The sequence below is a fragment of the Streptomyces sp. NPDC005017 genome, from assembly GCF_042873115.1.
In the GTDB taxonomy this organism is placed as follows: Bacteria; Actinomycetota; Actinomycetes; order Streptomycetales; family Streptomycetaceae; genus Streptomyces.
The window spans coordinates 51,846-63,901 of the sequence record NZ_JBIALD010000028.1 but is presented as its reverse complement, the minus strand read 5'-3'; the positions used below and the strand labels follow the sequence as shown (position 1 = coordinate 63,901).

At 73.9% G+C, this 12,056-nt stretch carries 9 protein-coding genes; 2 read left to right on the top strand and 7 right to left on the bottom strand.

Going from position 1 to position 12,056, the window contains the following annotated elements; all coding sequences use genetic code 11:
* Window positions 1-49: 49 nt before the first annotated feature.
* Window positions 50-682 (top strand): TetR family transcriptional regulator, encoded by a 633-nt coding sequence (locus ACFYR0_RS31600; protein WP_389335705.1) that lies wholly within the window; start codon window positions 50-52, stop codon window positions 680-682.
* Window positions 683-1,314: 632 nt separating this feature from the next.
* On the top strand, window positions 1,315-2,079 hold the full coding sequence (locus ACFYR0_RS31595; RefSeq protein ID WP_389335845.1) for an SGNH/GDSL hydrolase family protein: 765 nt from the start codon (window positions 1,315-1,317) through the stop codon (window positions 2,077-2,079).
* A 146-nt stretch (window positions 2,080-2,225) separates the two neighbouring features.
* Here the strand turns inward: ACFYR0_RS31595 and ACFYR0_RS31590 are convergent, their stop codons facing one another.
* The 7 genes from ACFYR0_RS31590 to ACFYR0_RS31560 form a co-directional block, all read right to left on the bottom strand.
* Window positions 2,226-2,765, bottom strand: a complete 540-nt coding sequence (locus tag ACFYR0_RS31590; protein ID WP_389335702.1) for a hypothetical protein — start codon at window positions 2,763-2,765, stop codon at window positions 2,226-2,228.
* Window positions 2,766-2,810: 45 nt separating this feature from the next.
* Complete coding sequence (locus ACFYR0_RS31585; protein ID WP_389335699.1) at window positions 2,811-4,076, bottom strand: MinD/ParA family protein; 1,266 nt, start codon at window positions 4,074-4,076, stop codon at window positions 2,811-2,813.
* Window positions 4,077-4,278: 202 nt separating this feature from the next.
* Entirely contained in the window at window positions 4,279-4,875 is a 597-nt protein-coding gene (locus tag ACFYR0_RS31580; RefSeq protein ID WP_389335696.1) for a sigma-70 family RNA polymerase sigma factor, read from the bottom strand.
* Between the two features lie 412 nt (window positions 4,876-5,287).
* Window positions 5,288-6,613, bottom strand: coding sequence for a S8 family serine peptidase (locus ACFYR0_RS31575; RefSeq protein ID WP_389335693.1), 1,326 nt, complete (start codon window positions 6,611-6,613; stop codon window positions 5,288-5,290).
* Window positions 6,610-10,029, bottom strand: a complete 3,420-nt coding sequence (locus ACFYR0_RS31570) for a right-handed parallel beta-helix repeat-containing protein (RefSeq protein ID WP_389335690.1) — start codon at window positions 10,027-10,029, stop codon at window positions 6,610-6,612. Before ACFYR0_RS31570 ends, ACFYR0_RS31575 begins: the two co-directional genes overlap by 4 nt.
* A gap of 93 nt (window positions 10,030-10,122) precedes the next feature.
* Window positions 10,123-11,514 (bottom strand): hypothetical protein, encoded by a 1,392-nt coding sequence (locus tag ACFYR0_RS31565; RefSeq protein WP_389335687.1) that lies wholly within the window; start codon window positions 11,512-11,514, stop codon window positions 10,123-10,125.
* An 82-nt stretch (window positions 11,515-11,596) separates the two neighbouring features.
* Window positions 11,597-12,031, bottom strand: coding sequence for a hypothetical protein (locus tag ACFYR0_RS31560; RefSeq protein WP_389335684.1), 435 nt, complete (start codon window positions 12,029-12,031; stop codon window positions 11,597-11,599).
* Between the last annotated feature and the right edge of the window lie 25 nt (window positions 12,032-12,056).

Sequence of the window (12,056 nt, the reverse complement as noted above, 5' to 3'; positions counted from 1 at the left end):
GCCCCACACTCCCTTGGTCTGGCCCTGGTGGCGATGACACACTTCCCCGATGAACGTGGTCACTTCTCCAGACCCTCGTCCGGACCCTCCGCGCGTCGCCTGGCGGCGTCAGATGCGGGAGCGCGTACTCGAGGAAGCCTGGGCTCTGGCTGCGCAAGGAGGTTGGGACCAGGTCAGGGTCGCCGACCTGGCGGAGCGGGCCGAAGTGTCACGGCCCACGATCTACAAGGAGTTCGGACACCGGGCGGGGATCGGGCAGGCGCTGGTGGAACGGGAGACCGAACGCTTCCTCCTCGGTCTGGCGGCCGTACTCGACACCTACCGCCACGATGTCGCCGAGGCCCTGCGCAAAGGCGTGGCCCATGTCCTCGACGAAGCGGTGCACAACCCGTTCATCGGAGCCGTGATCACGGCTGCCCGAGGTGGGACGGACGCACTGCTCCCCTTCCTGACGAGCCGGCCCGATCCGGTGTTCTCCTCGGCCCGCACGCTGATGAGCGCCTGGCTGGCGGAAGCGGTGCCGCAAGTTACGCAGTTGCGACGGGAGGAAGCGGCGGACGTCGTCGTGCGGCTGACGCTCAGCCACATGCTGCTGCCCCCGTCTGATCCGGACGAGGCACCTGCGCGAGTGACGCGCACGGTGTGCGCGGTTCTCGGTGTCCCGGGGCCGCTCGCAACGTGACCGACGCGGACTTCGGGTCGGCCGGGCCATGCCGCCGAACGTGGTCCTGCTCGACGGCGGGGATCTGAACCGTCTGCAGCTCCTCGCCTGCCCGGCGACCGGCATCCCGCTGTTCGATGAGGGGACCTGGCACGCGGTGCTCTGCCGCGGCGTCCACGTCCCTGAACAGCCCGAACTCAACTCCGTTCCGACCGAGTTGCGGCCATTGATCACTATGGCTCGTCAAGGATCCTCACGACCGGCCATCGGTCGGCCAGGTGCCGGCCATGAGCGCCGCAGTGCGGGGCGAGACCTCCCGGTGCCAAGCCGTGGACCGGCTGTCCGCGGTCATGGCCGCCGAACTCACCCGCCGTGAGCCCGCGCCGTCCCCCGTCGGCCATGTCTCCCGGAGGCGCCCCCAGCGTGCACGCCTCGCCGATCAGTTCGTTCGAGTGGTGCGAGGGAATCTACGCGCGATGCACGCAAACTCACATTTTCCCACTCAATGCCGTTACAGCATTCAACAATTTTACGTTCACGCATCTATCCGCGAACGGCTTCGCGCGGCTACAACCTGACATGCACGCGACATCCGTGTTGCATCGTCATTTCGTGGAGGTTTCGTGAGACCCGCACGCTTCCTGTACGCGATCATGTCCGCGCTCCTGCTCACCCTCGGCGCTGTGCTCGGAGCAACCCCCGCCGCGGCCGCCACCGGTCCCTACGTCGCACTCGGCGACTCGTACTCATCGGGCGAAGGAGCCGGCAACTACACCAGCTCCAGCGGTTCATGCCATCGCAGCCCGAACGCCTACCCCCAGCTCTGGGCCTCCGCCAACTCCCCGTCCTCCTTCGCCTTCGTCGCCTGCTCCGGCGCCACGACCCAGGACGTGATCAACAATCAGCTCGGCTCCCTCAACGGATCCACCTCGCTGGTGACCGTCAGCGCCGGCGGCAACGACGCAGGCTTCGCGGGCGCCATGCAGACCTGCGTCCTGCAGGGCACCGACGCCTGCCTGACGGCGGTCAACAACGCCAAGAGCTTCGCCACGAACCAGCTGCCCGCACGCCTCAACTCTCTCTACACCCAGATCCGCAACAGGGCCCCCAACGCCCGCGTCGTCGTCCTCGGCTACCCGCACCTGTACAAGATCGGCGGCAGCTGCTCGTTCGGGATCAGCGACACCAGCCGCAACGCGATCAACGGCGCCGCCGACACGATCGACTCCGTCACCTCCGCGCGGGCGTCGGCATACGGATTCGCCTTCGGCGACGTACGCGGCATCTTCACCAACCACGAGATCTGCTCCGACGACTGGTGGCTGAACAGCACGCGCCTGGCCGTGCACGAGAGCTACCACCCGAACGCCAAGGGCCACTCCCAGGGATACCTGCCCACCTTGTTCGCGAAGGACTGATCAGACACTCCCTGACGCGGGCCGTCCGCTGACCCACTCGAATCACTTCTTCGCATCGGCTCGCCCCTGCGGGGTTCTGTTCCGAAGTCCGCGGAACCGGACTCGTCGTCCCGCACCGCTGCGAGTGCGGCCGGGGCGGGCAGGTCCTACCAGGGACTGCTGCTGCTCGTCGTCGTCGCGCCGCCCTCGGAGGTCGAGGGCGGGGCGCCGAGGCCTGTGCCGCCCGAGGAGGAGCGGGTGGCGACGGAGGCGGGGCCGGCGCCCGCACGGCGGGCGGGGGTGTCCGCCGTCGACTGAGTGACCGCCCGGGCCGGCGCCTCCCGGACCGTCTCGCGCGGACGCTCGGCCTCTTCGCCGACCCGCTCCAGGCGCAGCACCAGGTTGCGCTCGTGCTGGTTGCCTCCGGGCCAGTCCACGTCCTTGCTGGTGACCGTCTGCGTACGGACGCCGCCCACCGTCTCCCAGCGGCTTCTGACCGCGCGGACGTTGGGCCGCCACCGGCCCTCGTACAGATGCTCCACCTCCAGGTGCCAGCTCGGCGCGTCCACGTGCCGGACCGTCCCCACCTCTCCGGGGACCTCGATGCGTGCCCCGCGCGCGCCGGACACGGTGATCACCGCGCGCTGCGGCCAGTCGGCGTCGAGACCGATGACGGTGATCCGGCAGGGGCCCTCGTACCAGGCCATAGGTGCTCTCCAGAGTTCTCGGGGAAGGGGAAGGGTGGGGCGGCGTCAGCCGCGGGGGAAGTTCTGGGCGACGAGCGCCGCCAGTTCGTAGTACGCGGCCCGGGTCCGGCCCCGCAGCCTGTCAGGGTCGATCTCGGCGCCCCGGGCCAGGTGCGGGTCGTACGGGACGGTCACCACGGCCCGGCAGCGCAGGCGGAAGTGGTCCGCGGCGTCATCCATCAGGAGCAGCCGTCCCGAGGACGACCGCACTCCCGAGAAGACCGTCACCGCCTGGCGCGCCTTCTCCTCGTGGCCGAGGGCGGCGAGCCGGTCGAGGACGAGACCGGCGCCGCTCATGCCGTCCGCGCCCGGCGTGGCCATGACGACCAGCTGGTCCGACAGCTCCAGGACCGCGCGCAGGGTGTCGTGCGGCATGCCGGTCCCGGAGTCGGTGAGGACGATCGGGTACTGGCCGCTGAGGAGGTCGACGACCTGCCGGTAGTCCTGCTCGCCGAACGTTCGCGGGTGTGCCGGGTCCGGGTCGTGCGCCACGACCTCCAGGCCGCTGGGGGTCTGCGACGTGAACGCCCGGATGTCCATGTAGGTGCGCAGCCGGGGGAGCGCGGCCACCAGGTCGCGCACGGTGGCGCCGGACTGCCGCCGCACCCGGCGGCCCAGGGCGCCCGAGTCGGGGCTCGCGTCCACGGCGACGACCCGGTCGGCCCGTTCCCGCGCCAGTACCGAGCCGAGTGCCAGGGCGGTCGTCGTCTTCCCGGCCCCGCCGTTCAGCCCGATCACCGCGATGCGGTGGCTGCGCAGCAGCGGGGCCCGCAGGGCGTCGGGGGCACCGCCCGGCACTCCGCGCCGCCCGATCCGGAAGAGCGGACGAGAAGCACGCCGGGTCGGCCGCGCCTGCGCCACGGGCTCCGCCGGGCCGGCCGGTACCGGCGGCAGGGGGTCCGTGGTCTCCACCTCGACGTCGGCCTCGGCCTCCGCCTCGACATCGGTCTCTGCCTCGACGTCAGCCTCCGCCTCTGGCGGGTGCTTCCGAGTCGGCTCCGCGTCCGGCGCCGGTACGGGCTTCTCCGAGGCGGCACTCACGGGTGCGGGACCGGCGGACACGGGCTCCGCCGGGGCCGGGACGGCGGGCGGGAGCCCCGTCGGCGCGGGCTCCGTGGCTTCGGCTTCTCCGTCGGGCTCCGGGGGTGCCCCGACCGGTGTCTCCTCCGGTGCCTCCGGCGGGACGTCGCTCCGTCGCGTGCGCCAGTGCCCGGGGCTGTAATCGGGCGCGTCCGTCCAGTGCTCGGGCGCGTTCATGTCGTTCCTGGCCACGACGCTGACCACCTCGGCCCCCTCTCGTCGGTCGCCCGGAAGAACGGCCCGCAGGGCGCGGCTGGTTCAGAAGACACGGCCCCGGGCGGTCGCCCCGGGGCCGGGGGCCTGTCCGACGCGTTCCCGCCCGCCGAGCGGCGCCCGGCACGCGCACCCGCGAGGCGTCGCTCGGCCCGCCCTTCGGGCGGGCGGCGGGAAGGTGTCAGACGGGCCCCAGACCGTGCCGTTCCAGTACGGGACGCAGCGCCCGTACCGCGTAGAAGTTGCGGGACTTGACGGTGCCCGGCGGGATCCCGAGCACCGCGGCCGCGTCCCCGGTGGAGCGGTCGTTGAGGTGCAGCTCCACCAGCACCTGCCGGTGGTGTTCGGGCAGTTCGGCGAGCGCGTCGTCGACGACGTGCGCGGTGACGACCTCCTCGTAGGGGTCCTCCAGGGCCGCCCGGTCCTCCGGCGTCTCGTCGCCCAGCTCCTTCGCCCGGGCGGACTGCGCCCGGAAGTGGTCGATGGCGATCCGGCGGGCGACGGTGAAGAGCCAGGGGCGGCCGTGGGCCGGGCCCCGGGTCAGCGCCTGCGGGTGCTGCCAGGCGCGCAGGAACGTCTCCTGGAGCATGTCCTCCGCCTTGCCCCGGTCCCCGCTGGTCAGGCGGAGCAGGGCGCGCAACAGGGCGGAGGCGTGCAGCCGGTGCAGCTCCGCCAGGGTGTCGCGGTCCATGGTGGGGCGGGGCCGCGCCTCGGCGCGGACGCCCGTTCCCGTTCTGCCGCGGACCGTGCCGTCGGCTTCGTGTTCGTGCGTTTCCACCCCGGTTGTTCCTCCCCCGCCGCGCGTCGGCGACTCTGGGGCGGCGGACGGCGGCATCGATCGGCCGACGGCTCGGGGCACGTCGGACTGGTTGGGAACGACCTTGGCAACCTCGGCTCACGCTCAGTTATTGCTTGGCTAACGCCTCACTAACGCGCGAGTGCGACGGAACCGTCCGGGGTGCGTCCAGGGCCTCAGCCCGTGGCCGTGGCCTGTGGTTCCGTCGTTGTTCGGTGGCGGTCGCCCTCGTGTTCACCGGGCGGGAAGTGCCGCGTCTCACCGCGGAGTCGGCGGTGGATCAGTTGCTCGGACACCGCGTGTCACCGCGGGCCGTGCCGGGCCGGCGCGCGGCAGTTCGGCTCGGCGCCTGCGGAACGGGCCTCGACCACCGGGTCTCCGTCGGACGCCGACGTCACGGGGACTGCCTTCGGTCCGGATCCGGGCCGCTTCCCTCCGCTGCTTCCGGAGCGCGGTAGCCGGCCGGCCGCCACTGCCGTCGGCGGCCTCGCGGCATGACGGCGGAGGCCGCCGCCACCCCGGCCAGCATCGCCAGGGAACCGGCCGCCACCCACCAGGCCGCCCCGGCGGCGGACGGTCCCGGCGCGGACGGCATCGACACCCCGGGCGCCGCCGTCCGCCCGTCCGGGGCCGCCGCGTCGCGCCGCTCCTCGGGGAGCACGGCGGTGACGGCGGCGATCGGGTCGACGGGGCCGTACCCGCGCTCCCGGTCCGGTACCGGTTCGCCCGGTCCCGACGTCGTGGAGCGGAGCCGGTGGACCAGGGCCTGGGCGCTCAGCTCCGGCCGGCGGCCCAGAACGAGGGCCGCCGTCCCGGCCACCAGCGCGGTCGCGTAACTCGGCCCGGAGGCCGTGAAACTGCCCCGGCCGCGCGGGCCGGGGCCCGTCACCGCCTCTCCCGGTGCCGTCAGGTCCACCCGGCCCCCGGCGGCCTGCTCGGACGCCGTCCCGTCGGGGCCGGTCGCCGCCACCGACACCACCTGGGGCAGGGCCGCCGGGTATGCCACGTCCCTCGCCCCGTCCGGTGTGGCCGGGGCGATCACGACCGAGCCCTCGGCGACCGCGTACCGCACGGCGCTCCTGAGCGCCGGGCTGTCCGAGTCCGTCACCGCCACCACGGCGATCACCCGGGCGCCGCCGCCGACCGCCGTCCGGATGCCCTGGGCGAGGAGCCCGGGGGTGGTGTTCCCCCGGCGGTCGGTGACCGGGACGTCGAGGATCCGCGCGCGGGGCGCGATCCCCGCGAAGCCCGCTCCCGGGGTGCGGGCCGCCGCGATCAGACCGGCTGTGAAGGTGCCGTGACCGGCGCAGTCCGCGGCCGGGCCGGCGTCGAACCGGCGCGGTGTCCGCTTCAGCCGGTCGCCCAGCAGTCCGGCGGTGTCGTCGACCCCCGAACCCACCACGGCCACCGTCACCCCGGCTCCCTCGGACAGCGGCCAGACCGCGTCCGGGCGCAGCAGGGCCTGGGGCCAGGGGAGTCCGGTGACCTTGCGGTCCGACGCCTTGCGGCAGGTGTCGTCGGAGAGCCGTTGTGTGATGGCGGGCAGGGAGGCGGGATCCGTACCCGCCGCCCCGGCCTCGGTCCCGGTCCCGGCGGCGGGCGAACCGCTCCCGCCGCCCGGCCCGGGCACGGCCGCCGCGTTCCCGGGCAGCAGGGTCACGGTCCCGCACAGCAGGGCCGCCGCGAGGACCGCCGCCCCGCCCCGCGCACCCCGGCTCACGCGACACCGTCCGGCACCCGGTACCCGGGCACGTCCTTGGGCAGCAGCAGGCTCAGCTCGGCCACGTCGTCGACGTCGAGCCTGCTGAGCCGGCCCGCCTGCCGGGTGATCATCGTCTCCAGGACCTGGCGGGCGAAGCGGCCGTTGCCGAAGCTCCGGTCGCGCGGCGTCGCCGCGAACAGCCCGCCGAGCGCCGACAGGGTCTCGGGCGGGCACACGTAACCGGCCTTGTCGGACAAGGACGCGACGATCCGGACCAGTTCGTCGTCGGTGTAGTGCTCGAAGACGACGGAGCGTGAGAAGCGGGAGGCCAGGCCCGGGTTGGAGTCCAGGAAGCCCTGCATCTCGTCGGCGTACCCGGCGACGATGACGACGACCTCGTCGCGGTGATCCTCCATCAGCTTCATGAGGGTGTCCACCGCCTCCTGCCCGAAGTCGTTGCCCGTGCCGCCGCGCGGCGTCAGCGTGTACGCCTCGTCGATGAACAGCACGCCGCCGCGCGCCCGGTCGAAGGCGTCCTTCGTCAACTGCGCGGTGTGGCCGACGAACCGGCCCACCAGGTCGGCCCGCGCCGTCTCCACCAGCTGGCCGCCCGGCAGCACGCCGAGTTCGGCGAGCAGCTGCCCGTAGAGCCGGGCCACCGTCGTCTTGCCGGTGCCGGGCGGGCCGGAGAACACCACGTGGTGGCTGATCGTGGCCGTCGGGAGTCCGGCCTCCTTGCGCCGGTTGACCTGCTTGATCAGATTGACCAGGTCCTCGACCTGTTCCTTGGCCGCGGGCAGGCCGATCATCGCCCGCAACTCGTCGAGGAGTTCCGTCCTGCGCTCCGCCGGCTCGCCGGAGGCCGCCGCGGCCGCGGCGGCCGTCGCCCCCACGTCCTCCGGCTTCAGCAGCGCCAGATCGGTGTTGCCGATCTCGGGCAGCGCGGCCAGCCGGGACGCCTGTCGGTCCACCATCTCCTCGAACACCTTGCGCGCGGCCCGGCCGTTGCCGAAGTCGGCGCCCTTCGGCATGTTCTCGAAGTGCAGCGTGAGCGCCTCGCGGGTGCCGTCGGCGAGCTGGTAGCCGTGCGAGGCGGCGGACATCGTCACGATCGTGGTCAGCTCGTCCCCCGTGTAGTTCTCGAACTCCACCGTGCGGCTGAACCGGGACGCCAGACCCGGGTTGGAGTCGAGGAAGCCCCGCATCTCCTCGGAGTACCCGGCCACGATGACGACGACCTCGTCGCGGTGGTCCTCCATCAGCTTCACCAGCGTGTCGATGGCCTCCCGGCCGAAGTCCGGCCCGCTGCCGCCGGTTCCCTGCGACAGGGTGTACGCCTCGTCGATGAACAGCACGCCGCCCAGCGCCTGCTGGAACACCTCCGTCGTCTTGATCGCCGTCCCGCCGATGATCGACGCCACCAGGTCCGCCCGCGCCACCTCCACCAGGTGCCCCGACGGCAGCACGTCCAGCTCGGCGAGGATCGAGCCGTAGAGCCTGGCCACCGTGGTCTTGCCGGTGCCGGGGGGTCCCGCGAAGATCAGATGGCGGCTCATCGGGAGCGCGGGCATCCCGGCCAGCTCCCGGCGCCTGGCCAGCTTGTTGAGGTTGACCAGGGTGGCGACCTGCTCCTTCACCCCGTCGAGACCGACCAGCGCGTTCAGCGCCTCCAGCGGTCCGTCCCGCTTGCGCGACGCGGCGGGCGCCGCCGCCTGTGCGCCCCCGTCGGAGGACCCGCCCGGCTCACTCCTGCGGTGTTCCTCCCCGCGCGGTCCGTCCGCCGTCGTCCCCGGCCCACCGGACGCCGCGGTCGTCTCCCCGTACGAGTCCGGCAGGTCGTTCCTCTCGCTCGTCAGGTTCTCCACCGCGAGCCGGGCCGACGGCTTGAGCTGGCGCAGTCCGGAGCCCCCGTTCCCCGAGACCGCGCAGTCGTGCACCCGCACCGCCTCCGTGGAGTCGACGCGGATGCCGTCGCCGGTGTTGTCCACCGCCTCGCACCGGTTCAGCGTGGCCCGCCCGCCCTCCGCGACCCGGAAGCCGTACCGCCGGCACGACCGCGCCCGGGTGCGTGCCGCGGTCAGCTCACCGCCGTCCTCGACGAGCACGCCCTCCTGCGGAGAGTCGGCGATCTCGCAGTCCCGCAGCGTGGCCACCCCGCCCGCGCCGACCGACACACCGGCCACGCCGGTCTCCCGGACCGTGGTGGTGCCGACGTAGGTGTCTCCGCCGTCGGCGATCCGCACCCCGGCCTGCCCGGTGGCGGAGATCTCCGAGTTCTCCACCCGGCCCCGGCCGCCCCGGGTCACCTCCACCCCCGCCCCGGCCACCCCCGACACGTTCAGCCGCCGCAGCATCGGGTTCGCGCCCTCCAGCACGCGCACCCCCGCCGCCGCGCCGCCGCGCACCTCCAGCCGGTCGAAGTCCGGCGCGCTGTCCCCGGTCAGCTGGACCGCGGCCTCCCTCGCGTCGCGTACCGAGCACCGCTTGAACGAGGGACCCGAGGACTCCTCCACCCAGATGCCGGTGCCGGCGGCCGCGTGGACCTCGCACTCCTCGAAGGCGCCGCGTGAACGCCCCGTCACATGGATGCCGTTGCCCTCCGTCCGGGAGACCCGGCAGCGGCTCAGCACCGGGTCGGTGCCCTCGACGAGCGCGATGCCGTGCACCTTCGTGGCGGACACCGAGCACTCCTCGAGGACCACCCGCTCCTGGGAGCTGATGTACACGCCCAGCGGGCAGTCCCGCACCGAGGTCCGCACCACCCGGGTGGCGCTGTTCTGCTCCAGGGCGATGGCCGGCTTGTCGGTGGCCGAGATCTCGCAGTCCTCGATCAGCCCCCGGCCCTCGCCGTTGGCGCACACCCCGTTGCCCCGGGCGTCGCGCAGCACGCAGTTGCGGAACGTCGGGTTGGCCCGCTCGCCGATGACCACCGCCGAGGTGCCCAGGTGCTCCACGACACAGCCGTCGATCACGCTGGTGCCGGTGGACGTCTCCACGATCCCCGCGCCGCCGGGATTGGTCACCCGGCAGCCCCGCATCGCCAGCGAACCCTGCTGCCGGGTGAGCACGGCCGTCCAGGCGTTCCCCACCACCTCGCAGTCCTGCAACGCCGCCTGCCCGCGCGGCACGTCCACCGCGGGCAGCTCGTCGTCCTGCCCCTGGAGCACCAGCCCCGTCAGCTGTACCGCCTCGGCCACCACCTGCACCACCGTCCCCCGGGGCGGCACGATCCGCACGGTCCCGTGCGGGTCCTCGGCGGTGATCGTCACCATCTTGGTGATGACCAGGTTCTCCTCGTACCGGCCGGGCCGCACCGAGATCACCACCCCGCTGCGCGCGGCCTCCAGGGCCGCCCCGATCGTGCGGTAGGGGCCGCCGGCGGGGGGGTGGTCGCTCTGCGCCTCGGCGCTCACGGTCAGCACATGGCGCGACATGCGTGGTGGTTCCCTTCGTGGTGGGCCTTGCGGACGGGCATCAGGAGCGTGGGCCTCAGCAGCGGTCCGGCGGCCGGGGACGGCCGGGCCGCCTCAGTCGGCGGTGCACTCGACGCGGGCGGCGTCGCCCGCGTGGTGGGCGTAGGTCCGCTGCGAACCCGACCCGTCGACGCCCCGGTCGTGGAGCTTCACCGTCAGCACGCCGCCGGTGATGCGGACGCCGCCCGCGCTCACCCACCGGCCCCGCAGGGACGGCTGGTCGAGGGAGAACCTCCGCAGGATCGGGTCGTTGCCCGTGGTGCCCGCGTGCACCGTGTAGTACGACGGCTTGCCGCCGACGGCCTTGATGTCGGTGTGGTTGGGGATGTGCACCGAGACCTGGCAGGTGCCGCGGGTGACGGCGCCGGTGCGGAAGGTCCAGCGCAGCGCGCTCCCGTTGTCCGAGCCCGTCTTGCCGGACATCGGCAGCGAGAAGAAGTCGCCGTTGCAGCCGCTGCTCCCGTAGCCGCCGGTGCCGTACTTCTGCCAGCCCTCCTTGCCGTCCGTGAACCAGCCGCTGTACGTGAAACTCGCGCCCGCGCTCGCGCAGCTCGGGCCCGCCACCGCCGAGTACCGCGGCTTCGTCGGAGCGGCCGGAGCCTGGGTGGCCGGCTTCGTCGGGGCCGCGGTGGTCTCCCGCGGCCTGGCGGGGGCCGTGGTGGGCGCGGAGCCGCCGCGAGCGGCGCCCCGACCGGTGCTGGGCGCCCGGGAGGAGGTGGGCACCGGGCCGGCGGGGACGCCCATGCCCACCCCGGCGCCGATGCGGGCCAGGGGGGCCTTCCCGGCGGCCGGGGGCCGCTTCCTCGCACCCGCCGTGGCCCGGGGCTGCGAGGAACCCTCCTCCGGTGCGTCAGCCCTCGGCACGAAGCCGCCGGGACCGCCGTCGGCCTGGTTGTACCCGGCGGGGCGCGGCGGTACGGGACCCGGCCCGGACCCGCCGCCGAGCTGCGAGAGCACGAGCGGCACGCCCATCAGCACCACGCCCGAGGTGGCCGCCGCCGCGATCACGGGCTTCGAGAGCCGCCGGGCGGGCCGGGACTCGGCCCGGGCCGCCGGTGCGGGTGCCGCTGCCGCGGCGAGTCCGTCCGCGTCGGACGCCGCCTGCGTGCCCTGCCTGCCCTGCGTCCCGCTCCCGGGGGCGGCCTCCGGCGTCTCCTCGCCGTCGGGGCCGGCCCCGGCCCCCGTCTCTCCGCCCGCGGCGGGCACGGCCGGGGCGGCGCTGGACGGCACGGCCGAAGACGTGGCCGGGGGATCCGGTTCGGCGGTGGCCCGAGTGTCCGGCCCCGGCGCCGGGGCACCCTCGGCCGGCCGGCCCTCGGACTCCCCCCGGGACTTCGCCTCGGGACTGCCTTCAGGCTCCTCGCCCGCCTGCTGCCAGGCGACCGCCGGCAGGCTGATGGCCGCCGCGGCCTGCCCGGCCCGCACCTCGTTGTTCTCCACCGTCATTCCCCTCGGTCCTCTCGGTCGTCGCGAACCTCCGCGCACGTACGAACGGACCTGCGGAGCCCTGTGGTTCACTGCCCCGGCGTCAGCCGAGCGGTCGGATCTGCGTCCCCTCCGGAGGCGGGGTCAGGACGAAGGCGGCGGCCCGCTCGACGACGTCCTGCCCGAGGGGGCCCGGGGCGGTGTAGCCGGGGTCGCCGAGGTGCGCGAGCAGTTCGGGATCGGGGGCGAGGGCGTAGTGCTCCAGGTAGTACGTGACCGTGTCCGTCCACACCCATCGCCCGTCCGTACGGAAGGTCAGCGGGACCTCCGCGACCCGGGAGGGATCCAGCACGTCGTCCATCAGCACGGGCGTCGCGAGCACGGGCGTCCCGGCGGCCAGCCGTTTCAGCAGCAGGGCGTGCAGCTCCGGGTCCTCCACCACCGGGTGGTCCGCGGCGAAGCCCGGACCCGTCACCGGGTCCGCGTGGTCGAAGACGGAGGCGAGCCGGAACTCCGGCCGGGGCTCGGGGTCGGTCATGACGGGGTCCTGTCCTGGGGTTCGG